At 68.3% G+C, this 23,869-nt stretch carries 19 protein-coding genes and 2 tRNA genes; 10 read left to right on the forward strand and 11 right to left on the reverse strand.

All coding sequences use genetic code 11. The features are described 5' to 3' along the window. Positions 1 to 30: 30 nt before the first annotated feature. Genes ACLARN_RS31925 through ACLARN_RS31935 form a run of 3 tightly spaced genes read right to left on the reverse strand, consistent with a single transcriptional unit; the run spans position 31 to position 2,977 of the window. The gene (locus tag ACLARN_RS31925; RefSeq protein WP_409495185.1) at positions 31 to 1,584 is read right to left on the reverse strand and encodes a glycoside hydrolase family 13 protein; all 1,554 of its coding nucleotides are present in this window, start codon (positions 1,582 to 1,584) and stop codon (positions 31 to 33) included. Further along, positions 1,584 to 1,979 carry a globin gene (locus tag ACLARN_RS31930; RefSeq protein ID WP_409495186.1) on the reverse strand — a complete coding sequence of 132 codons (396 nt, stop codon included), beginning with the start codon at positions 1,977 to 1,979 and terminating at the stop codon, positions 1,584 to 1,586. Before ACLARN_RS31930 ends, ACLARN_RS31925 begins: the two co-directional genes overlap by 1 nt. A gap of 20 nt (positions 1,980 to 1,999) precedes the next feature. Continuing rightward, positions 2,000 to 2,977, reverse strand: a complete 978-nt coding sequence (locus tag ACLARN_RS31935; RefSeq protein ID WP_409495187.1) for a mechanosensitive ion channel family protein — start codon at positions 2,975 to 2,977, stop codon at positions 2,000 to 2,002. Between the two features lie 419 nt (positions 2,978 to 3,396). On the opposite strand from ACLARN_RS31935, the gene ACLARN_RS31940 reads away from it, so the two are divergent. From ACLARN_RS31940 to ACLARN_RS31950, 3 genes are all read left to right on the forward strand, one after another. Then, entirely contained in the window at positions 3,397 to 3,891 is a 495-nt protein-coding gene (locus tag ACLARN_RS31940; RefSeq protein ID WP_076166009.1) for an HNH endonuclease, read from the forward strand. A 724-nt stretch (positions 3,892 to 4,615) separates the two neighbouring features. Further along, the gene (locus tag ACLARN_RS31945) at positions 4,616 to 4,879 is read left to right on the forward strand and encodes a hypothetical protein (RefSeq protein WP_409495188.1); all 264 of its coding nucleotides are present in this window, start codon (positions 4,616 to 4,618) and stop codon (positions 4,877 to 4,879) included. Next, complete coding sequence (locus tag ACLARN_RS31950) at positions 4,866 to 5,348, forward strand: DUF5130 family protein (protein WP_409495189.1); 483 nt, start codon at positions 4,866 to 4,868, stop codon at positions 5,346 to 5,348. The genes ACLARN_RS31945 and ACLARN_RS31950 overlap by 14 nt, the downstream gene beginning before the upstream one ends. Positions 5,349 to 5,572: 224 nt before the next feature. Here the strand turns inward: ACLARN_RS31950 and pepN are convergent, their stop codons facing one another. Continuing rightward, a complete protein-coding gene (gene pepN / locus ACLARN_RS31955) occupies positions 5,573 to 8,146 on the reverse strand; it encodes an aminopeptidase N (RefSeq protein WP_409495190.1) in 2,574 nt (857 codons plus the stop codon). 167 nt (positions 8,147 to 8,313) lie between these two features. Here pepN and ACLARN_RS31960 point away from each other — a divergent pair, with 167 nt between their 5' ends. Beyond that, positions 8,314 to 8,934 (forward strand): disulfide bond formation protein DsbA, encoded by a 621-nt coding sequence (locus ACLARN_RS31960; RefSeq protein WP_409495191.1) that lies wholly within the window; start codon positions 8,314 to 8,316, stop codon positions 8,932 to 8,934. 173 nt (positions 8,935 to 9,107) lie between these two features. Here the strand turns inward: ACLARN_RS31960 and ACLARN_RS31965 are convergent, their stop codons facing one another. Further along, a complete protein-coding gene (locus ACLARN_RS31965) occupies positions 9,108 to 9,911 on the reverse strand; it encodes an MBL fold metallo-hydrolase (RefSeq protein ID WP_409495192.1) in 804 nt (267 codons plus the stop codon). Beyond that, on the reverse strand, positions 9,908 to 10,627 hold the full coding sequence (locus ACLARN_RS31970) for a 2-phosphosulfolactate phosphatase (protein ID WP_409495193.1): 720 nt from the start codon (positions 10,625 to 10,627) through the stop codon (positions 9,908 to 9,910). The genes ACLARN_RS31965 and ACLARN_RS31970 overlap by 4 nt, the downstream gene beginning before the upstream one ends. Positions 10,628 to 10,672: 45 nt before the next feature. Here ACLARN_RS31970 and ACLARN_RS31975 point away from each other — a divergent pair, with 45 nt between their 5' ends. After that, complete coding sequence (locus tag ACLARN_RS31975) at positions 10,673 to 11,146, forward strand: ribose-5-phosphate isomerase (RefSeq protein WP_409495194.1); 474 nt, start codon at positions 10,673 to 10,675, stop codon at positions 11,144 to 11,146. Between the two features lies 1 nt (position 11,147). Beyond that, the gene (locus tag ACLARN_RS31980) at positions 11,148 to 11,957 is read left to right on the forward strand and encodes an Fpg/Nei family DNA glycosylase (RefSeq protein ID WP_409495195.1); all 810 of its coding nucleotides are present in this window, start codon (positions 11,148 to 11,150) and stop codon (positions 11,955 to 11,957) included. A 233-nt stretch (positions 11,958 to 12,190) separates the two neighbouring features. Here ACLARN_RS31980 and ACLARN_RS31985 read toward each other — a convergent pair whose 3' ends face one another. Beyond that, positions 12,191 to 12,994: a hypothetical protein gene (locus ACLARN_RS31985; protein ID WP_409495196.1), complete on the reverse strand. Its 804-nt coding sequence runs from the start codon at positions 12,992 to 12,994 to the stop codon at positions 12,191 to 12,193. A gap of 128 nt (positions 12,995 to 13,122) precedes the next feature. On the opposite strand from ACLARN_RS31985, the gene ACLARN_RS31990 reads away from it, so the two are divergent. From ACLARN_RS31990 to ACLARN_RS32000, 3 genes are all read left to right on the forward strand, one after another. Next, a complete protein-coding gene (locus ACLARN_RS31990; protein WP_409495197.1) occupies positions 13,123 to 13,998 on the forward strand; it encodes a TIGR03619 family F420-dependent LLM class oxidoreductase in 876 nt (291 codons plus the stop codon). Positions 13,999 to 14,001: 3 nt separating this feature from the next. Next, positions 14,002 to 14,448 carry a nuclear transport factor 2 family protein gene (locus ACLARN_RS31995; protein ID WP_409495198.1) on the forward strand — a complete coding sequence of 149 codons (447 nt, stop codon included), beginning with the start codon at positions 14,002 to 14,004 and terminating at the stop codon, positions 14,446 to 14,448. Positions 14,449 to 14,818: 370 nt separating this feature from the next. Further along, complete coding sequence (locus ACLARN_RS32000) at positions 14,819 to 16,585, forward strand: M48 family metalloprotease (protein ID WP_409495199.1); 1,767 nt, start codon at positions 14,819 to 14,821, stop codon at positions 16,583 to 16,585. Here the strand turns inward: ACLARN_RS32000 and ACLARN_RS32005 are convergent. The 3 genes from ACLARN_RS32005 to ACLARN_RS32015 form a co-directional block, all read right to left on the reverse strand. Next, positions 16,578 to 17,804, reverse strand: coding sequence for an RNA polymerase sigma factor (locus tag ACLARN_RS32005; protein ID WP_409495200.1), 1,227 nt, complete (start codon positions 17,802 to 17,804; stop codon positions 16,578 to 16,580). The two genes, ACLARN_RS32000 and ACLARN_RS32005, sit on opposite strands and share 8 nt — an antisense overlap. A 124-nt stretch (positions 17,805 to 17,928) precedes the next feature. Next, the gene (locus tag ACLARN_RS32010) at positions 17,929 to 18,369 is read right to left on the reverse strand and encodes a GNAT family N-acetyltransferase (protein ID WP_409495201.1); all 441 of its coding nucleotides are present in this window, start codon (positions 18,367 to 18,369) and stop codon (positions 17,929 to 17,931) included. A gap of 72 nt (positions 18,370 to 18,441) precedes the next feature. Beyond that, positions 18,442 to 18,515 (reverse strand) — tRNA-Pro (locus tag ACLARN_RS32015). 85 nt (positions 18,516 to 18,600) lie between these two features. On the opposite strand from ACLARN_RS32015, the gene ACLARN_RS32020 reads away from it, so the two are divergent. Continuing rightward, positions 18,601 to 18,674: transfer RNA gene (locus ACLARN_RS32020), tRNA-Gly, on the forward strand. 420 nt (positions 18,675 to 19,094) lie between these two features. Here the strand turns inward: ACLARN_RS32020 and ACLARN_RS32025 are convergent. Beyond that, a complete protein-coding gene (locus tag ACLARN_RS32025) occupies positions 19,095 to 23,774 on the reverse strand; it encodes a HAMP domain-containing protein (RefSeq protein WP_409495202.1) in 4,680 nt (1,559 codons plus the stop codon). Between the last annotated feature and the right edge of the window lie 95 nt (positions 23,775 to 23,869).

The raw sequence follows: 23,869 nt of genomic DNA on the forward strand, positions 1-23,869 counted from the left end.
TAGCATCCGGGACCGCACTCAAGGGGACGCTCAGACCAGCCAGGCGGCGGCGTCCGGCGGTAGTTTCCCGTCCTCCAGCGGCACGCTCGACAGCAGCACCTCGCCCGGCGGCAGCGCGATCGGGCTCGCCGAGGTGTTCAGCGCGCAGACCAGCCCGCCGCCCCGCCGCCGGAACGCGAAACATCCGGCCGGTGCGCCGTACCAGTCCAGGTCTTCGCCGCTGAAAGCCTTGTGCGACTTACGGATCTCGATCGCCTGCCGGTACAGCGACAGCGTCGACGCTGGGTCCTCCAGCTGAGCTTCCACGGTCACCGACGCCCACGAGGCCGGCATCGGCAGCCACGTCCGCGGATTCCGCGAAAAACCGAACGGCGGCCGATCGCCTTCCCACGGCAACGGCACCCGCGACGCGTCCCGGCCGAATTCGGCGCCGGAGGTCTTGGCGCGCGGGTCCGCGAGCGCGTCGGGTGGGAGGTCGACGTTGCCGAGTCCCAGTTCCTCGCCGTTGTACAGGTAGATCGTCCCGGGCAGCGCGAGTTCGACGAGCGCCATCGCCCGCGCCCGCCGCACCCCTCGTTCACCGTCGCCGTACCGGCTGACCTGCCGCCAGACGTCGTGGTTGCTCAGCGTCCAGGTGGCAGGGGCCCCGGCCGACTTCGGCACAGCCAAGGACCGCTCGATGGCCGTCCGCAGCGCGTCCGCGTCGAAATGCGTGAGCACGAGCCGGAAGTTGAACGCCAGATGCAGTTCGTCCGGTCGCAGATAGCGCGCGAGGCGTTTCTCGTCGGTCACCCAGATCTCGCCGACGGCCATCGCGCCCGGGTACTCGTCGAGCACCTTGCGGATCATCTGGTGGATCTCGTGGACGCGGTCGTTGTCGAACCGCGGGTCGTAGAACTCGCTCGGCCCGATCGCGTTCACCCGCGGGTCCATGTCCGGCAGGCCCGGCGGTTTCGCCATGCCGTGCGCGACGTCGATGCGGAAGCCGTCCACTCCGTGGTCCAGCCAGAACCGCAGGGTGCGCTCCAGATCGGCGGCGACCTCGTGGTTCGACCAGTTCAGGTCCGGTTGCTGTGGCGAGAACAGGTGCAGGTACCACTGGCCGTCCGGGATCCGGGTCCACGCCGGGCCGCCGAACGCGCTGACCCAGTTGTTCGGCGGCAGGTCGCCGCGCGGGCCGAGCCCGTCACGGAAGATGTAGCGATCCCGTTCCGGGCTGCCCGGCGGCGCCGCCATCGCCGATTTGAACCAGGCGTGGGTGTTGCTGGTGTGGTTGGGGACGACGTCGATGGTGACCTTGATGCCGCGTTTGTGCGCCTCGGTCAGCAGCACGTCGAAGTCGCCGAGGGTGCCGAACATCGGGTCGACGTCGCGTGGATCGGCGATGTCGTAACCGTGGTCGGCCATGGGCGAGCGGTAGAACGGCGTCAGCCACAGCGCGTCGACCCCGAGCAGCTCCAGGTACCCGAGCTTGCCGCGGATGCCTTCGAGGTCACCGACGCCGTCCCCGTCGGAATCGGCGAACGAGCGCACGTAGACCTGGTAGAAGACCGCCTGGTCCCACCAAGTCACGCCGCGCTCCATCACACGAAACTGTTCATCATGCTGTTGGCGGCCATCTCCAGGTACGCCCACAACTGCCCGCGGTAGGGCTCCTCGATGTTCTCCTCGTCGACCGCGATCTTGATGCAGCGCAGCCAGGCGTCGCGTTCGATCGGGCCGATCTTGAACGGCGCGTGCCGCATCCGCAGCCGCGGGTGGCCGCGCTGGTCCGAGTAGGTGTGCGGGCCGCCCCAGTACTGCATGAGGAACAGCCGGAAGCGCTCCTCGGCCGGGCCGAGGTCCTCCTCGGGATACAGCGGGCGAAGCACCTCGTCGACCGCCACTTCGGCGTAGAACCGCGCGACGATCCGGGTGAACACCGGTTCACCGCCGATCGCCTCGTACACGGTGGCGGGGTCAGGTTCGGTCACGGACACAGCTCCATTCTGCCCTTGTCCTACTGGCCTGCGGGGCCGGACGACATAAAGCGCCCCAGAGGTGGTTCGAAGCCCGCTTCGTCGAGTGCGGCGAGCAGGTGCCCCCGCAGCGCGCGCTGCACGGCCCACTGCTTGCCAGGGCGGACCTTCACTGTCATGCGGACCTTGATGCCTTCGGGCGTGACGGTCTCCACACCGAGCATCTCGGGCGGCTCCAGCACGTTGGGCGCCAGCGCCTCGCTCTCCAGCAGTGCCGTCGACTTCTCGGCCATCAGTTCGATGGCCTTCTCGACGTCGGCGGAGTAGCTGAGCGGGACGTCGACGACGGCGACCGCGAAGCCCTGGCTCGAGTTGCCGACCCGCAGCACCTCGCCGTTGCGGACGTACCAGACGGTGCCGTTGATGTCACGCAGGGTGGTGATCCGGAGGCCGACCGCCTCGACGGTTCCCGACGCCTCGCCGACGTCGACGACGTCACCGACGCCGTACTGGTCCTCGATCATCATGAAGATGCCGGAGAGGAAGTCCTTGACGAGGTTCTGCGCGCCGAAACCGAGCGCGACACCGACGATGCTGAAGGAGGCGATGATCGGCGCCAGGTTGATGCCCAATTCACCCAGCACGAGGATGAACGCGATGCCGTAGATCAGTAACGTCGCCATCGACTTGAGCACCGAGCCGATCGTGGCGGCGCGCTGGCGGCGTCGTTCCATCACCGCCGACCCGAGCACCTCGGGAGCCTTCTCCCGCAGCGGTCTCAACAGGGCGGGCAGTTTCTTGGAGCCGCTCGGCATCCGCGTCACGCGGTTGATCACGCGCCAGACCAGGTACCGCAGCAGGAACGCCACGGCCATGATCATCAGGATCCTGATCGGCTTCGTCAGCACCCAGCCCGCCGACGCGGAGAGCCATTCGTTGTTTGTGACCTGGAACACCTGGTAACACAGGCTGCCGACTTCTCGTGTGCAAGCCGGGGGTTCGGTAGGCAGCAGGTTCACGAAGAAGAAATGTCCTTTCGTGCTCGGCGGGGTTCGTTCGCACTGTCCGGCGCGGCGGGATTCGGAATACCCGATTCCGGATGGCCGCCGGGTCGCGCGCAGGTGACACGTCCAGTAACACACGTGCGCTTTGGGGCTGATCTGTGGTCGACTATGCCTGCACCGGTGGAGGTGGTCGAGTGCCAGACCGACAACCCATCCCCCTCGGCGTCCCGAGCCAAGCCTTGGCCGGACAGGCGCCGGAGGTCGTGTTGCGCGCTCATCCGGGAGGTGCCCCCTCGCACGGGGCCCCACCGGGCGGGCCGGGAACGCGGCCAGGGGGTGTTGCCCGCCCGCCCGGACAGCGTAGAGGGCGGGATCCGTCGACTTCGGCGGTACCCACTACGACTACAGCGTCGTCATGGGGCCGCAGACGGGTATTGCTGTTGAACGCCACGTTCGAGCCGCTCACGGCGCTGCCGTTGCGGCGCGCGGTGGTGCTCGTGATGTGCGGCAAGGCAGAGGTGGTGCACGGCGACCCCGCGGGGCTCGAACTGCACGCCGCTTCGGTCTCGCTGCCCGTGCCCTCGGTGATCCGGCTGAGTACCTACGTGCGCGTGCCTTACCGCGCGCAGGTACCGCTGACCCGGGCCGGGCTCATGCATCGCGACCGGTACCGCTGCGCCTACTGCGGAGGGCGGGCCGAGACGATCGACCACGTCGTCCCGCGCAGTCGTGGCGGTCCCCACAGCTGGACGAACTGCGTGGCCTGCTGCGCCAAGTGCAACCATCGGAAGGCGGACAAGCTGCTCTCCGAGATCGGCTGGCGCCTGCGCGTCGTGCCGAGGGCCCCGCACGGGCCGCACTGGCGGCTGCTCGCCCATTCCAAGGAGGCCGACCCGTTGTGGCGGCCGTACCTCGGAACCGCGGCCTGATCCCGTTCTCTACACGTCGGCGCCCCGGCTGCCTTTGGGCGGCCGGGGCGAGCCGATGATGCCGTGGTGAAGCTCTGCACCGCTACAGGTACGCCGGTCTTGCTACTGCTCAGGCGGCGAGGGACAAGTCGCTCTGGCAGGTGACGCGAGTGCCACGGGTGACGTGCGTGCCGCGAGTGACCCGGGTTCCGCAGGTGACGCGAGTGCCTGCGGTCACGCGCGTGCCACGGGTGACGCGAGTGCCTGCCGTGACGCGAGTGCCTCGGGTCACGCGGGTGCCACGGGTGACCCGGGTTCCGGCGGTGACCCGCGTACCGCGAGTGACACGAGTACCGCGAGTAACCCGTGTGCCCGCCGTCACACGCGTTCCGGGGGTGAATCCAGTTTCGAAGAGTGACGAAATGTCGTCGATGATCGCCTGGCCGGGTGTCTGGGTGCTCTGCATGACGTGTCCTCCTGCGACCGGTGCGTTACCTGCTGGGGTGAGAGAGCTGGGCGCAAGGCCCGTACAGGTGAAAAAGCTACGAGGATTTCAAGGCCGCGACAAGACGACATCGCCGGGTGCGGCCGCCCGTACGTTGAGTTGCAACCTTTCGGCCTTGAGGGCTTCGCCCCAACGTGGGAGCGCTTTCGCGGCAAGCGGCGGACGGACCCGTTCGGACGACGAACGGTAGGTGCCCGTGCGATCGGGTGCGGTCCGTCGGCATCGGATACGCTCACGCGCGTGAACCTTGTCGAGACGATCCTGGTCTTCGCGGTGATCCCCTTGGTCATCTACGCGCTTTGCGGGGTGGCCACGCTGCGGTCGAAGGGCGCGGGCGTCGCCCGGTACCGGCCGGGGCAGCCGTGGGAGTACCCGGCCATGTGGTGGAGCGCCAACCCCGACGGTGTCGGCGCCAAGCATTCGCACGCGAACGTGGGTGGCGCGACCGCCATCGGCGCGGCGGGCGGAACTTCGGTGACGGGAGGCGCTCGTGGCAACTGGTGAACTGACCCATTCGTCCACCGCTGTTGACGAAGAGCCCGGTTACGGCGCCGCCGTTACCTCCAGCGGCCGGGTTTCCGCCGCCAAGATGTACGAACCGGCTGGGCCGATCAGCCCATTCTCGACCCAGCAGCTTGCCCGGCTGGACGAGGCGCTGACCCTTGCCAGCCGCGAGACCGGCCTCGACTTCAGCGTGTACCTCGGCGAGCTCGGCGAAGACACCCGCGCGACCGCCGAAGGCCTCCTGGCCTCGACCGACGACCCGGCCGACTCCGTGGTCGTCGCCGTGTCGCCCGGCCAGCGCGCCATCGAGATCGTGACGGGCTCGCAGGCCCGGCACCGCCTGCCCGACCGCGGCGCGAAGCTCGCCGTGGCCAGCATGGTGGCCTCCTTCAAGGAAGGCGACCTCGTCGGCGGCCTCGTGAACGCCCTGCGGATGCTGAGCGACCAGGCGGGCGCTCCGCAGCGCTAAGCACCTCCGAGCAGTGAAGGCCTCTTTGCCTACCTTGAGGGTAGGGAAGGAGGCCTTCACTGCTTGTGGAACCCGCCCACGGAGCCAAGGCGCCGTTCTCGAGGCCGCTCCAGACGGATGACACCTGTGATTGGACGGATAACACACGGTCGGACTCGGCCAGAGCTGAAGGGGCCCTTCATCGCATCACATGCGGTGAAGGGCCCCTTCAGTGCACTTCGGGACTAGAGCCCGGCCTGCGAGTCGAACTCACGGGCGGCCAGCGCCCGCACGATCCCGGCCCGGCCTTCCGACACGAGACGGCGCAGCGCCGCCGGGTGCTCCCCGGTCAGCCACTCGTCCGACGCCGTCACGGTCGCCGGTTCGACGGCCCACGACGGGTACAACCCGACCACGGTCGGCTGGGCCCGCTCGCTGGAGCGCCGCTGCCACACCTCGTCGATGACGTCGAAGTAGCGCGTCACGTAGTCGCCGAGCAGGTGTTTCTGGCCAGGGTGGGAGAAGCCGGTGATGAGCGAGTCGCTGACCGCGTTGGGCAGCTCGTCGTCGTACACCGCCCGCTGCCACGCGTCGGCCTTCGCGTCGGCGGTCGGCCGCAGCGCCCGCGAGCGCTCCGCCTGACGCCGTCCGGCGGCGGTGTCGTCCTTGGCGAGTTCCGCGTCGATCTCGGGGTTCTCCGCCTTGTCGTGCGCGACGAGCGCCTGCAAGAGGCGCCAGCGCAGGTCGGTGTCGACGGTCAGGCCCTCCAAGGGCGCCGTGCCGTCGAGCCAGCCCGCGATGATCTGAAGCGTCTTCTCGTCGAGCACGCACCCCGCGAGCGAGTTCACGAAGGCGAGCTGGTGGTCCGAACCGGCCTCCGAGCCCTGCGCCAGCTCCAGCAGCCGCGAGCTGAACTCCGGCCAGCCCTTGTCCGCCGCCCACGCCTTGTTCGCGTACGAGTTCAGCGCCGTCTGCGCCTGCAACAGCAGCCGCTGCACCACGCCGACCTCGGTCTCGGTGTGCACGCCGCGCTGGACCAGCGTGACGAAGTCGCGGGCCTTGAGCTCGGCCTCACGCGTCATCTCCCACGCCGCCGACCAGCACAGCGTGCGGGGGAGCGGGTCGGTGATGTCGGCGATGCGATCGATCAGCGTGGTCAGCGACGCCGGGTCGAGCCGCATCGTGCAGTAGGTCAGGTCGTCGTCGTTGACCAGCACGAGCTTGCCCGCGGGGAGGCCGACCAGCTCCGGCACCTCGGTGCGCTCGCCGTCGACGTCGAGTTCGACGCGGTGTTTGCGGACGATTTTGCCGTTCTCGTCCTCGTCGTAGACACCGACCGCGACGCGGTGCGTGCGCAGCTCACCGGCACCCGGCTTGGCGCCGGTCTGCGTGACGGCGAAGGCGGTGTACGCGCCGTCGGCGCCGATCTCGTAGCGCGGGCTCAGCGAGTTGAGACCGGTGGTCTCCAGCCACTGCGCGCTCCACCACGACAGGTCGCGGCCGGAGGCCTCTTCCAGCGCGCCCAGCAGGTCCGCGAGGGTCGCGTTGCCCCAGGCGTGCTTGCCGAAGTAGACCTTCAGGCCTTCGAGAAAGTGATCGAGCCCGACGTACGCGACGAGCTGCTTCAGGACACTCGCGCCCTTGGCGTAGGTGATGCCGTCGAAGTTCACCTCGACCGCGTGCAGGTCGACGATGTCCGCGGCGATCGGGTGCGTCGAGGGCAGCTGGTCCTGCCGGTACGCCCACGACTTCTCGATGTTCGCGAAGCTGGTCCACGCGTTCTTGTACTCGGTGGCCTCGGCCTGGGCCAGCACGCTCGCGAAGGTCGCGAACGACTCGTTCAGCCACAGGTCGTCCCACCAGCGCATGGTGACCAGGTCGCCGAACCACATGTGCGCCATCTCGTGCAGCAGCGTCTCGGCGCGGCGCTCGTAGGCGTAGCGCGTGACGCGGCTCCGGAAGACGTAGTCCTCCAGGAAGGTGACGGCGCCGGCGTTCTCCATCGCGCCCGCGTTGAACTCGGGCACGAACAGCTGGTCGTACTTGGAGAACGGGTACGGGGTCGCGAATTTCTCGTGGTAGAAGGCGAAACCCTGTTTGGTCTCGGTGAACAGCTTGTCCGCGTCCATATGCTCGGCGAGCGAGGAGCGGCAGTAGATGCCGAGCGGGATCGTGCGGAGGGAGTCGGAGTACTCGTCGCGCCACTCGCTGTACGGGCCCGCGATCAGCGCGACCAGGTACGTCGAGATCCGCTCGGACACGGCGAAAACCGTGCGGACGGCCCCTTCCGGGGTCTCTTCGGCCGACTCGACCAGCGCGTTCGAAATGACCTTCCAGTCCTTCGGCGCGAGCACGGTGAGCCGGTAGACCGACTTGAGGTCGGGCTGGTCGAAGCAGGCGAACATGCGCTTGGCGTCGGCGGTCTCGAACTGCGTGTAGAGGTAGACGCCGTCGTCGACCGGGTCGACGAACCGGTGCAGGCCTTCGCCGGTGTTCATGTACCGGCAGACCGCGTCCACGACGAGTTCGTTCGACTCGGCGAGGCCAGGCAGTTCGACGCCCTTGTCCTCGACGTACCCGCTGACGTCGAGGTCCGTCCCGTTGAGTACGGCCGACTCGATCCCCTCGGCGACGATGTCGATCCACGACGCTTCGCCGCTTCTGGCGCTCGCGAACTTGATCGTCGTCTTCGACGTGAAGGTCTTCTCACCGGGACCGCCGCGGCCGTCGGTCAGATCGAGCTCGATGTCGTAGGACTCGACGTCGAGCAGCTCCGCGCGCAGCTTGGCTTGGTCTCGGGTCAGGTTGGGGGCGGGCACTGGCACCTCTGGTCATCGGTATCGGTTTTGGTTTCCAACTACCGGCATCCAATCATGCGGAGGCCGGTGCTGACGACGGGAACAACGCCGATGGCCCCGATGTTGGCCGCTGTGTAGCACTCTGTGTGTACCGGCCCACCCGCAGACGATGGCACTGGGAGAACCTGATGACCGCCCCGTCCGAGACGACCAAGGTCGACTTCTACTTCGACCCGATCTGTCCCTTCGCCTGGATCAGCTCGCGCTGGATCCTCGAAGTGGCGAAGCACCGCGACCTCGACCTGAGGTTCCGGATCATGAGCCTGTCCGAGCTCAACAGCGGCCGTGAGGACCTTCCTGAGCAGTACAAGGAGCTTCTCGACAGCGGCTGGGGCCCCGTCCGCGTCGCGACCGCGCTGGCGCAGAAGAACGGCGAGGAGGCCCTGCGCGACTTCTACACGGAGTTCGGCACCCGCCATCACAACCAGGGTGACAAGGACATCCCGAAGGTCATCAAGGAGACCCTCGAGGCCATCGGCGCCCCGGCTGAGCTGGCCGACGCCGCGGAGTCGACCGAGTACGACGAAGCGCTGAAAAAGAGTCACTACGAAGGTATGAATCCGGTCGGAATGGACGTCGGTACTCCGACCATCCACATCGACGGCGTCGCCTTCTTCGGCCCGGTGCTCAGCTCGATCCCGCGCGGCGAGGACGCCGTCAAGGTCTTCGACGGCGCCCGCGCGCTGGCGAGCTACCCGGACTTCTTCGAGCTGAAGCGCACCCGGAGCGGGGATCTCAACTTCGATTAGGGCGTGTCTCCCAACCTGAGGTTGGCGGGTTGGGCGAGGGTACGCGCGCGCGTTTCTTTTCGGCCGGAGGCCTCGGATTTGCGGAGGCGGGCCGCTGACACGGCTGAGTGAGTGACCAGCCGATGCCGCGGCCCGGCTGCGGAAATCCGAAAGCGCGCTTTGAGAGACGCTGATTAAGAGGTCGCGAGCGCGGCCGTGGTGACATCGCCGGGGTAGGAGGACCTCGCGACGGCTTCGTCCGTCGTGAGGTCGCCCGCGGCGATCTGCGCCTTGAGTGCGATGAGTTCCCGAAGCCCTTCTCGGTGTTTCTCGATGAAGGCGGTGTCGACCGGGTCTCCGTGTCCGGCGACGACGGTCTTCGGCTCCAGCGCGAGGATCGCGTCCATCACGCCGACCCACTCAATGAGCGAGCTGTCCTCGTTGAAGGAGTATGCGCTGAAGCCCGCTTCGGCGTTCTCGACTGCGTCGCCCGCGTAGATGACCCCGGCGTCAGGGACTTGCACGAACAGGTCGTGATCGGTGTGGGCGCGGCCGAGGAAGCGCAGCACGACCACGCGGCCGCCGAGGTCGATCTCGGCGGTGTCGGTGACCAGACGGCCGGGCATGGTGATCACAGTGCGCTCCAGCGCCGCCGCCATCTCCGGCCGGTTCTCGGACTCCATTTTCGCCATCCACTTGAGCCGTGCTTGCTCGCCGAATTCGGTCAGCTCGGTCAGGCAGCCTTCGTGCGCCCAAACGTCACAGGGCAGGAACGCCGTCGTGCCGAAGGCGTGGTCGAAATGCGCGTGGGTGTAGACGACCGACCACGGCAGCGGCGTGACCTCCCGCACCGCCGCGGCGAGTTCGGCGCCCTGCTCGACGTCGCCGCGGACGTCGACGACCAGGCAGCGGTCAGTGCCGACGACCAGGCCGACGGTCAGGTCCAGTTCCTCGTAGCGGCGGGCGTACACGCCGTCCGCGAGTTCGAGCCAAGTCACAGGTCCTCCAGAATTCCGTTGCGCAGCACCGGAACCGTGCTGCTCGTGTCGAGCTGTGCGGCGAGGGTGACGTCGTTCCCGTGCCCGGCCGCGGCGAGCTCGCGCCCTGAGGAGCACTCTGCCAGCGCTTCAGGGATGTCGGTCGCTTTCGCCGCGACGGCCGCGAGACGGGCTTCGGCGGACAGACGGCCGTAGCCGCTCAGCGCGGCCACGATCGCGCCCGCGCCGAGGTGGTCTTCGACGCAGGGCCGCAGCGGTCCGAACGTCTTGGCCTCGGTGTGCATGTCGATCCCCCAGCGCTCCCCGGCCGGGATGACGCCGATCGGACGCCCGTCCGCGAGTTCGGCCGCGCGGGCGGCGACGGCAGAGGCGTTGCGCAGGCATCCCGCCAGGATTTCGGCACCGGTCGTGGCGGCGGCGTCGCAGAGCGTGGCGCCGTTGGGGGAGGGGAGCGCGAGGAGCGTGCCGGAAGGGATCTCGGTCACAGACGAAGGTCGCAAGGTCCACTCGCCTTCACCCGCGAGGATGGCGCCCCTTGCTTTCGCTTCGGTCTCGCCGCGATGGTCGCGCCAGCGAACGGGCAGCACCCGTCCGCCGTTGCCGAGGACGAGATCCGTTGTGGTGCAGAAGGAAAGTACGTCGACGATGATCAGTACCGCGCAGTCGGCGCTCAGTGCTCCGACGCCTTCTGGTCCCCATTCGAGCCTGATGTCCACCCCCACAGCATGCCCGCGCCGGAACGTGATGGCAGACTCCGCGCTGTGCGTGTTTACCTTGGCTCCGACCATGCCGGTTTCGAACTGAAGAACCACCTCGTGGCCCACCTCAAGGAGCAGGGCCACGACGTCGAGGACGTCGGTCCCTTCGTCTACGACGCGGTGGACGACTACCCCGCGTTCTGCATCGAGGCGGCCCGCCGGGTCGTCGCGGACGAGGGCAGCCTCGGCATCGTCGTCGGCGGTTCCGGCAACGGCGAGCAGATCGCGGCCAACAAGGTCAAGGGCGCTCGCGCCGGCCTCGCGTGGAGCGTCGAGACCGCGAAGCTCACCCGCGAGCACAACCACGCCCAGCTGATCGGCGTCGGCGCGCGGATGCACACCACCGAAGAGGCCACCGAGATCGTCGAGGCGTTCCTCGCGACCCCGCCGAGCCCGGACGAGCGCCACGGTCGCCGCGTCCAGCAGATCCTGGACTACGAGAACACCGGCTGGCCGCCGCCGCTGCCCGAGCACTGACATGCCCGAGGGGCACACGCTCCATCGCCTGGCACGTCTGCACAAACGCCGGTTCGCCGGTCACCCTGTCGAAGTAAGCAGCCCGCAGGGACGCTTCGGCACCGAAGCGTCCCGTTTGGACGGCAGGGTGCTGGTGAAGGCCGAGGCGTACGGGAAGCACCTGTTCCACGACTACGGTCCACACGGGACGGTGCACATCCACCTCGGCCTGTACGGAACGTTCTCCGACGAGCCGCTGCCGGTGGGCGAACCGATCGGCCAGGTGCGGATGCGGCTGGTCGGCCCGACGCATTCCGCCGACCTGCGCGGACCGAACCAGTGCGAACTCCTGGACGCGCCGCGCGTCGACGCGATCAAGGCCCGGCTGGGACCGGACCCGCTGCGCCGCGACGCGAAGCCGGACAAGGCGTGGGAACGGATCTCCCGCTCCAAGACGTCGATCGCGGCGTTGCTGATGGACCAGTCCGTCCTGGCGGGCGTCGGCAACGTGTACCGCGCCGAGGTGTTGTTCCGGCACGGTGTCGCCCCGCTCGTCCCCGGTCGCGCGCTCGATCGCGGGCTGTGGGACGACATGTGGGCGGATCTCGTGACGCTCATGCGGCACGGTGTCCGGGTGGGACGGATCGACACGGTCGCGCCGGAGCACCTGCCCGAGGCGACCGGCCGCGCGCCGCGGCAGGACCGGCATGGGGGCGAGGTCTACGTCTACCGGCGGGCGGGGGAGCCGTGCCTGGTTTGCGGGACTCCAGTGCTGCGGAGCGACCTGGCCGCTCGGAACCTCTTCTGGTGCCCCACCTGCCAGCCCGCTTGAGCCCCCACCGGATGCTATGAACGGCCCGTTACTTGCAAATTTTGCAAGTAACGGGCCGTTCATAGCATCGAGGCTGTGGGGCGCCCCACGTCTGGGCCGCGGACTCCGCGCGACAAGGGGGCCTTCACGCGCTGGCCGGACATCGCACGGCTCAGGGTGGAAAGGCCTGTTATGAACGGACCTTTCATAACAAATTTTGTTATGAAAGGTCCGTTCATAACATCTCTCAGGGCTTAGAAGTCGAAGCCCCCGCCGCCATCGAACCCGCCACCATCGAAGCCGCCACCATCGAAGCCGCCACCGTCGAACCCACCGGCGTCCCCGCCCGTGTCTCCACCGGCGTCACCACCCGCGTCACCGCCGCCATCGGCGGCCCCGGCGTCCTCCTGGCCCGCGTCGTAGCCCGATTCCCAGGCCGACGCGCTCGCGATGCCGGCCATGCCGGAGAACATCGCGCTGAACAGCAGCATCGAACCGAGACCCCAGGCACCGGCGACGAGCGCGGGCTTCCACCACGGCTCGCTGTACCAGCCCTGCGGTACCGGACGGCCGGCCACGCGGCCACCGGGGTAGTAGTGCGGCGTCCGCTGGCTCGGGTCCGGCGAAGCCTCGTAGTGCTCGCCTTCGACGTCGACGGAGCGGTGTTCGGTGACCTTGCCAGCGCGGTCGCGCTCTTCGCTGCCGGGCAGTTCCGGACCGGGGTCCATGCCCATCGCGAGCCGGGCGGCGCGGACGTAGTAGAGGCCCTCGATGGCCGTCTCGCGCACCAGCCGTGCCTGCTCGATGGACTGCGCCTGCTCCATCTGGGAGCCCGCCGCGGTGAAGCGTTCGGACGCGTCCGCCATTGCCTGCTGGGAGGCGGTGTCCGTGCCGGTGATGTTCATGACCTGACCGCCGAGTCGCTCGACGAGGCGCCGTGCGTCGGCTTTCGCGTCGTCCAGCTGGCGCTTCTTGGCCGCCGCCTGGGATTTCGCGAAGTAGATGCCGCCGCCGACCACGACGACGAGGAGCACGATCAGGAAGATCGCGGTGCCCATGGGTTCACTCCAGGAATCGTTCGGCCTTTGCCGGATCAACGCGGCCGGTGTGCCGGGGGTTCCCGTCAGTGCTCCCGGTCACCGCGCGCACTGGCGGGGCAAACTAGAACACGTTATAGTTCGGTTTCATGAAGTTCACCCTGTCGATCGCGATGAATCCGCTCGATCAGCTGGGCGAGCTCGCCCGCGCCGCCGAAGAGGCGGGGTTCTCCTCGATCGCACTCCCGGATTCCCTGTTCTATTCCGAAACGGTCTCGGCCGACTATCCGTACACACCCGACGGCAGCCGGTTCTGGACCGAGGAGACGCCGTGGGCCGATCCGCTGGTCGCGGCCGCCTCGATGGGCGCGGTCACCGAACGGCTCACGTTCTACACCTCCGTGCTCAAACTCGGCTCCCGCAATCCGGTCCTGCTGGCACGCCAGGTCAACTCGGTCGCGGCGCTGACCGGCGGCCGCTTCGGCCTCGGGCTCGGCGTCGGCTGGTCGCCGGAGGAGTTCCGCTGGTGCGGCGCCCCGTACGAGAAGCGCGGCAAGCGCGTGGACGAGGCGATCGAGGTGCTGCGGCTGATCCTTGGCGGCGGGATGGTCGAGTTCCACGGCGAGTTCTTCGACTTCGACAAGCTCCGGATGAGCCCGACGCCGCCGTCGCGCGTGCCGTTCTACATCGGTGGCCACACCGACGTCGCGCTGCGCCGGGCGGCCAGGGTCGCCGACGGCTGGTCGTCGGCGATGATGAAGTTCGACGACCTCCGCGACACCATCGTCAAGTTGCGCGGGCTGCTGGCCGACCAGGGCCGCGCCGAAGACCCGTTCGAGTACCAGGCCGTCTGCATCGACAAGTTCGGTCTCGACGGCTATCGCGAGCAGGGCGACATCGGCGTCACCGACATCATCACCATGCCGTGGGTGTTCGACGGCCTCGGTTTCGACGCCGAAGTCGGCCCGAAGCTGGATTCCATCAAGAAGTTCGGCGACGAGATCATCGCGAAGATCGGAGACTGAACCATGGGTGTCGACGTCTGCTGGGATCCGGCCGCCACACAGCCGCCCGCGCGCCAGGCCGCGTTCCGCTCGATGACCGCCGTCACCGCCGGGGACAAGGCCGCCTGGCTCGAACTCTTCGCCGGGGACGCCGTCGTCGAGGACCCGATCGGCCCGTCCATGTTCGACGAGGAGGGCAAAGGCCACCATGGGCAAGACGGGATCAGTGCCTTCTGGGACAAGACGATCGCGAACGTCGAGCGCTTCCAGTTCACCATCCGCGACTCCCACGCGGCCGGTGACGAGGTCGCGAACGTCGGGACGATCACGACGTATCTGCCCGGCGGCTATCGCGTCGACACCGACGGCGTGTTCGTCTACCGGGTGCGTGAGGACGGGCTGATCGTGTCGATGCGGGCGTTCTGGGAGACCGAGCGCGCCATGGCCACCGCCAGGAAGGCCGATGAGTGACACACGGGCTTGACCGCTCTTCGTGAGCGCTCTTTACTCAAAGCTCGTTCTACGAGTGCTCTTCCGCCGCGTACTCGGAGGCGCTTGCCGACTACGTGCAACGGCGGCATGACCGCGGAGACGTTCGGCATCTTCAAGAACACCGAAATCATCGCTCTCGACCGGTGCTGGCCAACGGGGATCGCGCGGTGGCACTGTCCCATGAGAACACTTCGACCGGGACGATTAGCGCGTCCGTCCAGGCGCACGGCACCGTGGTCTACCGGGTCTCCAAGCGATCCGGTCCACGAGGCCGAGGCGGGCACGGTGTCGGCGGGCGGTCCGGCGAATCTGGACTACGCGGACCTCGCCACCGGGTAGGTTTCCCGCCATGCGGATCGGCGTGGTCAAGGTCGTGGTCCTGGTCGTGGGGTTCTACGCCTTGGACACGCTGATCTTCCTCCTGCTCGCCTTCGGTGGCGGCTTCCTGCTGGCCGGGATCGACAACGTCCCGCTGTTCATCCTCGCCGGGCTCGGCATGGGCTTGCTGTTCGGTGCTGGGGTCGCGGCGCTCCTGCCGATCCGCCCGGTGCCCTTCGTGCCGAAAGGGGTTCCGCTCTACCGCGATGACGCCCCTGAGCTGTGGGCGACCCTCACCGAACTGGCGGAGACGATCGGCACCCGGCTGCCGGACCAGGTGTGGCTCACCGCCGGGCCGGGGGCGTCGGTCGTCGAGGAGGCGCGGATGTTCGGGCTGAAACCCGGTCGCCGCTTCCTGTCGATCGGCCTTCCGACGCTCCAGGCCTTCACCCGCGCACAGGCACGCGCCGCGCTCGCGCACGAGTTCGCCCACTACGGGCAGCTCGACGGCCGGACCAGCGTGACCGGCTACCGCTCCCACGTCGCCGTCGCGCGGATGCTCGACCGCTTTCCGCGAAGCACGATCAACCCGCTGGCGTGGCTGTTCCGCGGCTACGCGCGACTGTTCGTCCTCACCCAGCGGGTGGCGAGCCGCCGCCGTGAGTACGGGGCTGACCAGGTCATGGGCCGGATCGCCGGACGGGCCACCGCGCACTCGGCGTTGCGGCTGCACGCGCGGCTCGGCGGCGAATGGACGCGGTACCTGGGCGTTCACGTCGAACCCGGGGCGGCGGTCAAGATGGCCCCCGACGACGTCTACGGCGGTTTCGCCAGGATGCTCGAAGCCCGGCGCGAATGGCTGGCCACCGTCGACGCGCCCGTCCGGCTACCGTCGCGCTGGGACACCCACCCGCCGACGACGGAACGGCTGTGGGCCTTGGAAACCGCGCCCGACAAGTCCGATGTGGACGAACGCCCGGCACTGGGCCTGCTCGCCGACCCCGTCCGGTCCGCGGCCCGGCTCGAGGAGGCATCTTTCGACTTCGGTGAGCGTCGTCGTCTCCCTTGGGACACGTACCCGCGTGAGGCGGCACTGGCGCGGCTGAAGGTCGACGCCGAGACCGCGTACCGGGCCATCGCCCGGGCGTCGGGGCAGCCAGGCGGAAGCCTCGAAGCGCTTCTCACGTTGTCGGGAGCGGATATCCCGGAGGACGGGCTCACGGCCGCGATCGTCCTGGCTGCCCTGGACGCGGGCACGATGCGGTTCGTGCACCGGTGGGACGACGAACCGGACTTCGTCCTCACCGACGGGTCGTTCCTGGACTTCGACCTCGTCGAGGATCTGCTGATCGGCGAACCCGAGCATGTCGCGCGTGCCCGCGCGGCACTGGCGGGGCTGGGCATCGACCCGGCGGCCGCGAACGGTGGCACGGAACGGCTCTCGCCGGGCGAGGCACCGGTGATCGGCGGGCTGGCGAACGTGAAGTTCGACGATCAGCCCGGCCATCTGGTCATCACCGAACGCGGCCTGATCTTCTCACCCGCCCCGGGGACCGAGGCCGACTCCGGGAAGGAGGCACTGCTCGCGCTGATGGCCCAGGCCCCGTACGCGGTCGCCGCCCGGGCGGGCGCGATCTGGTTGCCGTACGAGGAGTTCTCACACGTGGAGAAGCAGCGCGACATCCCGCTCAAGGCGACCGTGACCCTCTTCAACGGCGCCGAGCACCGGATCCACACCGTCTACACCGGCTACGTCCACGAGAAGTCGCACGAGACGATCCTCCAGGTGCTCAGGTGAGCCGCTCGGCGCGCCCGGTCAGGTACCGCTTTTCGGGTTCACTCGCGGTCTTCCCGGCGGCACGGACGTAGGCCTCGCGTGCGGCGCCGGTGTCCCCGGCCAGTTCCAGCAGATGCCCGCGGACGGAATCGAGGCGGTGGGTCTGGCTCATCCGGCTGTCGTCGTCGAGCGTGGCGAGCAGTTCGAGACCCGCCGCCGGGCCGTTGACCTCGGCGACCGCGACGGCGCGGTTGAGCGTGACGATCGGGCCGGGTGAGACCTTCTCGAGGACGTCGTACAGCGCGAGGATCTGTGACCAGTCGGTGTCGGCCGCGGTGGCCGCCTCACTGTGGACGGCGGCGATCGCGGCCTGCACCTGGTACGGCCCGACCGGACCCGCTTCCAGCGCCGCGCTCACCAGCGAGACCCCTTCGGCGATGACTTCCGCGTTCCAGAGTGAGCGATCCTGGTCGGCGAGGGGGATGAGCGAGCCGTCCTCGTCTGCGCGGGCGGCGCGGCGGGCGTCGGTCAGCAGCATGAGCGCGAGCAGGCCGGTGACCTCGTCCTCGTCGGGCATGAGACGGCGGAGCAACCGGGTCAGCCGGATCGCCTCGGCGGTCAGATCGGCGCGGTGCAGGTCGGGGCCGCCGCTGGTGGTGTAGCCCTCGTTGAAGATCAGGTACAGCACGTGGAGGACGACGCGGAGCCGTTCGGCGAGTTCGGCGGACGGAGGCAGGACGAACTCCGCGCCCGCCTTCTTGATGGTCTGCTTCGCGCGGCTGATCCGCTGGGCCAGCGTCGATTCCGGGACCAGGAAAGCGGTCGCGATCTCGCCGGTGGTCAGGCCGCCGACCGCGCGCAGGGTCAGCGCGAGTTGCGACGGTGCGGACAGGGAAGGGTGGCAGCACAGGAAGAGCACGGTGAGTGTGTCGTCCGATGAGGACACTGTGGACGCTTCGCCCGGACCGGCCAGGTCCATCACCGCGGAGTTCTCTTCGCGACGACGGCGGGCGCTCTCGCTGCGCCACTCGTCGACCAGGCGCCGCGACGCGACTGTCGTGAGCCAGGATTTCGGGCTGTCCGGGATGCCCTGCTCCGGCCATTGTTGCGCGGCCGAGAGCAGTGCTTCCTGGACGGCGTCCTCGCAGGCGTCGAACTGCCCGTGCCTGCGCACCATCAGCCCGATGACCTGCGGGGCCAGCTCCCGCAGGAGCGCTTCCACCTGACGATCGTCCTTCACGCCGCCAGTCTTACCGCAATTCGTCCTCTGGTTGCGGTAGTTGCACGCGCAAGGACCGCAACCAGAGGACGAAACGCGGTCGTCAGGCGACGGGGGAGTAGTGCGAAGCGTCGCCTTCGAGGGATCAGAAGTTCAGATAGCGCACGAACCGGGCGCTGCGTTCACAGCGGTCCTCGTATCCCCGCGCCCGGTAGAAGGCGTGCGCGCCGGTCCGGTGGCGGGAACTGGTGACCTCCATGGCGGTGCAGCTCCATCGCAGCGCCTCCGCCTCGGCAGCGGCGACCAGTTCGCGTCCAACCCCCGTACCGCGCTGGGTTTCGTTCACCACCAAGGCCACGATCCGTCCGGCGGAGCCTTCCTTCTCGAAAAGCGGGATCGCCACCACCGCGACGACGCCGACCACGGTGCCGTCCGATTCGGCGACGAGCGCGGCACCCTCGGGATGACGGGACCAACGTTCGAGCCGGCGGCGCACGTCGGCCTCGCTGTTGTCCGGGTAGCCCAGCTCGGCGAGTAGCGCGGTCACGGCGGGAGCGTCGGCGGTGAGAGCGTGACGGATCTCCATGGATCTCCTTCTGCTCGGGGCGCGGGCTTCCGGATCGAAAAAGGCCGGACCCGCAGGTCCGGCCTCATCGAGTCGGGATGACAGGATTTGAACCTGCGACCCTCCGCTCCCAAAGCGGATGCGCTACCAAGCTGCGCCACATCCCGTGACTTCCCCGATCTTCCCGGGGGGTGTGCACACAGCCTAGCGGGTCACGCTAAGCTGTTTTCGCACCCGGTACTTCGGGGGCACGCGGGTGTAGCTCAATGGTAGAGCCCTAGTCTTCCAAACTAGCTACGCGGGTTCGATTCCCGTCACCCGCTCCACCGCTCCGAACGAGACCCGCAGCCGCTCTGGCCTGCGGGTTCTTTCGTTTCCGGGCCGAGCTGAGGCTGTCCTGAAGGCCACCTTTGAGACGATCAGCGTCTCAAAGGTGGCCTTCAGGACAGTGCTTGCCGACCCGTGTCTGACCGGGCTCTGGCGCCACGGGTGTTCAGTGACCTCGGTCGAGGGCTCTTACCCGCTCCTGTCATGAGGCCTGGGTAAGGGGGTGTGTGGAAATAGGGACACTCATCGTCCCTATTTCCACACACCCCCTCCAAACCCGGTCGTGACAGGGACGGTCTCGCAGAGGCAGCCCGGGAGACCCGACCTCAGTCCGAGGCGACGCGTCGGCTCGGACCCAATGTGGCGTTGGGCGCACCGAGCGCACCCAACGCCACATTGGGTGCGCTCGACGCGGAACCTCAGTCGGCGGACTCCGAGGGGGTCACGGCCTGCGAGAGGCCGCTGGACGCGGCATCGGCCTCAAGATGCACAGCGATCAGGTCCAGCAGCTTGTCGGTGTCGACAGGCTTGGTCACGTAGTCGTCCGCTCCCGAGGCCAGCGTCCGCGCCTTGTCCTCGGCGGTCGCCTTCGCTGTGACGGCGATCACGGGCAGGTCCTCGTGCGCGGCTTCGGCGCGGATCGCGGTGATCGTGGCGTTGCCGTCCAGTTCGGGCATCATCACGTCCATCAGGACCAGCGCGGTGTCCTCGTGCCGTTCCAGGGCCCGGATGCCCGCGACGCCGGTCTCGGCGTAGATGACTTCCAGGCCGTTGCGCTCCAGGACGGCGGCCAGCGCGAAGACGTTGCGCAGATCGTCGTCGACGATCAGGATCTTCTCGCCGTGGAACCGCAGTGACGGGGTCACCGGGATCACCTGCGGGACGGCCATGATCAGCGGGACACCGCTCGCCTGGGTGGTCGGGACGATCAGATTCGACGCGCTCACCGGCAGGAACAGGGTGAACGTGCTGCCCTTGCCGGGTTCGCTGCGGACGCGGAGTTCGCCGCCGAGCAGTTCCGTCAGCTGCTGGCTGATCGACAGGCCCAGCCCGGTGCCGCCGTACTTGCGGCTGGTGGTGCCGTCGGCCTGCCGGAACGCGTCGAAGATGATCGCGAGTTTGTCCGGGGCGATGCCGATCCCGGTGTCCTCGACGGCGAACGCGAGGACGCCGGGGGCTTGGCGGAGCGACTCGGCTTCCACTTCGCCCGCGTCGGCCATCCGGATGTGCAGGCGCACGCCGCCCTCGTCGGTGAACTTCGCCGCGTTCGACAGCAGGTTCCGCAGCACCTGTTGCAGGCGGTGTTCGTCGGTGTGGATCGACGACGGCACCGGCGGGTCGATCAGGACGGCGAACTCCAGGCCCTTGTCCGAGGTGAGCGGACGGCAGATCGATTCGACGTACTCGACCACTTCGGGCAGCGTGACGTCGGACATCTGCAGATCGAGATGCCCGGCTTCGACCTTGGCCATGTCGAGGATGTCGTTGATCAGCTGTTGCAGGTCGCTGCCCGCCGAGTAGATCGTCCGCGCGAACTGGATCTGCTTCTCCGACAGGTTCCCGTCCGGGTTCTCCGAAAGCAGTTTCGCGAGAATCAGGGCGCTGTTGAGCGGGGTCCGCAGCTCGTGCGACATGTTCGCCATGAACTCGGATTTGTACTGCGACGCCATGGTCAGCTGCCCGGCGCGCTCTTCGAGTTCCTGCCGCGCTTGCTCGATCTCGCTGTTCTTGACCTCGATGTCGCGGTTCTGCTGCGCCAGCAGTGCCGCCTTCTCCGCGAGATCCGTGTTGGACCGGCGCAGTTCCCGTTGCTGCGCCTGCAACTGCTCGGATCGTGCGCGCAGTTCCTGTGCCAGGCGCTGGGATTCGGTCAGCAGCGCCTCGGTGCGCGAGTTGGACTGGATGGTGCTGACGTTGACCGCGATGGTCTCCTTCAGCTGTTCCAGCAGGTCGATGTGGACGGTGCTGAACGCGTTGATCGTCGCCAGTTCCAGCACGCCGAGTACCTCGCCCTGGAACAGCACCGGCAGCACGATCACGTTCACCGGCGCGGCCGAGCCGAGACCCGACGAGATGAGCGCGTACTCCGGCGGGGCCTCGTGGACCAGTATCGTGCGGCGGTCGACCGCCGCCTGGCCGATGAGCGACTCACCGGGGGAGAACCGAAGGCCCGCTTGGGATTTCGCCAGCCCGTAGGTGGCGATGCTCTCCAGGACGGTCTCTTCCTGCTCGTCCTCGCGGGCGAGGAAGAACGCGCCCTGCTGAGCGGACACCAGCGGCGTCAGCTCGGACAGGATCAGCGAAGCCACCGAAGCGAGATCGCGGTGACCCTGCATGAGCGCGGACAGCCGGGCCAGGTTGGTCTTGAGCCAGTCCTGTTCGCGGTTGGCGCGGGTGGTCTCCTTCAGGTTCGCGATCATCTGGTTGATGTTGTCCTTGAGTTCGGCCACCTCCCCGGACGCGTCGACGGTGATGTGCCGGGTCAGATCGCCCGCGGTCACCGCGGTGGCCACCTGCGCGATCGCCCGTACCTGGGTGGTCAGGTTCCCGGCCAGCTGGTTCACGCTTTCGGTCAGTCGCGACCACGTGCCGGCGACGCCGGGCACCTCCGCCTGACCGCCGAGCGTGCCGTCCGTGCCCACCTCGCGCGCGACACGGGTGACCTCGGAAGCGAACGACGACAGCTGGTCGACCATCGTGTTGATGGTCGTCTTGAGTTCCAGGATCTCGCCGCGCGCGTCGATGTCGATCTTCTTCGACAGATCGCCCTGCGCCACCGCGGTGGTCACGGTGGCGATGCTGCGGACCTGGCCGGTCAGGTTGTCGGCCATCACGTTCACGTTGTCCGTCAAGGCTTTCCACGTGCCCGCCACGTTCGGGACGCGGGCCTGGCCGCCGAGGATGCCTTCGGTGCCCACCTCGCGCGCCACCCGCGTGACCTCGTCGGCGAACGCGCGCAGCGTCTCGACCATGCTGTTGATCGTCTCGGCGAGGACGGCGACCTCGCCCTGCGCGTCGATCGAGATCTTCTTCGACAGGTCGCCGTTCGCCACCGCCGTCGTCACCGTGGCGATGCTCCGCACCTGGTCGGTCAGGTTGTCGGCCATGACGTTGACGTTGTCGGTGAGGTCTTTCCAGGTCCCGGCGACGCCGCGCACCTGCGCCTGGCCGCCGAGTTTGCCTTCGGTACCCACCTCGCGGGAGACCCGGGTGACTTCGTCGGCGAAGGCCGAGAGCTGGTCGACCATGATGTTGACGGTGTTCTTGAGTTCCAGGATCTCGCCGCGCGCGTCGACGATGATCTTCTGGGTCAGGTCGCCCTTCGCGACGGCGGTGGTCACCTGGGCGATGTTGCGGACCTGGTCGGTCAGGTTGTTCGCCATGAAGTTGACGTTGTCGGTCAGGTCCTTCCACGTCCCGGCCACGCCGGGCACGGTGGCCTGACCGCCGAGCCGTCCGTCGCTGCCGACCTCGCGGGCGACGCGGGTGACTTCGTCGGCGAAGGCCGACAGCTGATCCACCATGGTGTTCAGCGTGTTCTTCAGTTCGAGGATCTCGCCCTTGGCGTCGACGGCGATCTTCTGCGACAGGTCGCCCTTCGCCACCGCGGTCGCCACCTGGGCGATGTTGCGGACCTGCGCGGTGAGGTTGTTCGCCATGAAGTTGACCGACCCGGTGAGGTCGCGCCAGGTCCCGGCGACCCCGGGCACCTGCGCCTGCCCGCCGAGCTGACCTTCCGTGCCGACCTCGCGAGCCACCCGGGTGACTTCGTCGGCGAACGACGACAGCTGATCGACCATCGTGTTGACGGTCGTCTTCAGTTCGAGGATCTCGCCGCGCGCGTCGACCGTGATCTTCTGCGTCAGGTCGCCCTTGGCCACCGCGGTGGTGACCTGGGCGATGTTGCGGACCTGGTCGGTCAGGTTGTCGGCCATCTGGTTCACCGAGTCGGTGAGCCCGCGCCACGTCCCGGCGACACCCGGCACGGTCGCCTGGCCGCCGAGACGGCCTTCGCTGCCGACCTCGCGGGCGACGCGGGTGACTTCGTCGGCGAAGGCCGAGAGCTGGTCGACCATCGTGTTCAGGGTGTTCTTGAGTTCGAGGATCTCGCCCTTGGCGTCGACGTTGATCTTCTGCGACAGGTCGCCCTTGGCCACCGCGGTCGCCACCTGGGCGATGTTGCGGACCTGGTCGGTCAGGTTGTCCGCCATCAGGTTCACCGAGTCGGTGAGGTCGCGCCACGTGCCAGCCGCGCCGGGGACCTGCGCCTGGCCGCCGAGACGGCCTTCGCTGCCGACCTCGCGCGAGACCCGGGTGACTTCGTCGGCGAAGGCCGAGAGCTGGTCGACCATGATGTTGACGGTGTTCTTGAGTTCCAGGATCTCGCCGCGTGCGTCGACGTTGATCTTCTGGGTCAGATCGCCCCGCGCCACCGCGGTGGTGACCTGGGCGATGTTGCGGACCTGGTCGGTCAGGTTGCTGGCCATGACGTTGACGTTGTCGGTCAGATCACGCCAGGTGCCCGCCACACCCGGGACCTCGGCCTGGCCGCCGAGACGGCCTTCGGTGGCGATCTCGCGGGCCACTCTGGTGACCTCGGTCGCGAACCGGGAAAGCTGCTTGATCAGGCCGTTGACCGTCTTCGCCACTTCGGCGAACTGACCCTGCAACGGCCGCCCGCCGACTTCCAGCGGCATCGGCTCCGACAGATCGCCCTCGGCGACCGCGCCGAGGACCCGGTTGAGCTCGGCGGTGGGCCTGCTCACATCCTCGATCAGCCCGTTGACCACGTCGACCGCGGTGGCCCAGCCGCCGGGGCCGATCTCGGCCGCGACGCGCTCGGTCAGCCTGCCTTCCTTGCCGACCGCCTCGCGGACGCGCAGGAGTTCGGTCACCAGCCGCTGGTTGCGTTCGGCGATGTCGTTGAAGGCGACGGCGAGCTGGGCCGTGAGCCCGTCGCCGTGCGCCACGAACCGCCGCCGGAAGTTGCCGTCCCCGAGGTCACGGGCCGCCGAGAGCAGGCGTTCCAGGGTCGCTTCGTCCACCTGGCCGCCACCACCTTCCACGGAGGTCCGGTCCCTTTGGGAGTGCTGTGTCATCTGTGTCGACCCTCTCCACCACGCATGCCAAGCCATGGTCGTCGCATCAGCGTGCCATGATTCGACCTACACTTCGAGCCAGTCCGCCCGCTCAC

It is taken from the genome of Amycolatopsis sp. cmx-11-12, from assembly GCF_046269425.1.
GTDB lineage: Bacteria > Actinomycetota > Actinomycetes > Mycobacteriales > Pseudonocardiaceae > Amycolatopsis.

Excerpts from the sequence above, each read along its gene's own strand:
- ACLARN_RS31925 (WP_409495185.1), bottom strand. The coding sequence starts at position 1,584 with ATGGAGCGCGGCGTGACTTGGTGGGACCAGGCGGTCTTCTACCAGGTC.
- ACLARN_RS32010 (WP_409495201.1), bottom strand. The coding sequence starts at position 18,369 with ATGGAGATCCGTCACGCTCTCACCGCCGACGCTCCCGCCGTGACCGCG.
- ACLARN_RS31995 (WP_409495198.1), top strand. The coding sequence starts at position 14,002 with ATGGGTGTCGACGTCTGCTGGGATCCGGCCGCCACACAGCCGCCCGCG.
- ACLARN_RS31960 (WP_409495191.1), top strand. The coding sequence starts at position 8,314 with ATGACCGCCCCGTCCGAGACGACCAAGGTCGACTTCTACTTCGACCCG.
- ACLARN_RS31980 (WP_409495195.1), top strand. The coding sequence starts at position 11,148 with ATGCCCGAGGGGCACACGCTCCATCGCCTGGCACGTCTGCACAAACGC.
- ACLARN_RS31985 (WP_409495196.1), bottom strand. The coding sequence starts at position 12,994 with ATGGGCACCGCGATCTTCCTGATCGTGCTCCTCGTCGTCGTGGTCGGC.
- ACLARN_RS31990 (WP_409495197.1), top strand. The coding sequence starts at position 13,123 with ATGAAGTTCACCCTGTCGATCGCGATGAATCCGCTCGATCAGCTGGGC.
- ACLARN_RS32025 (WP_409495202.1), bottom strand. The coding sequence starts at position 23,774 with ATGACACAGCACTCCCAAAGGGACCGGACCTCCGTGGAAGGTGGTGGC.
- ACLARN_RS32000 (WP_409495199.1), top strand. The coding sequence starts at position 14,819 with ATGCGGATCGGCGTGGTCAAGGTCGTGGTCCTGGTCGTGGGGTTCTAC.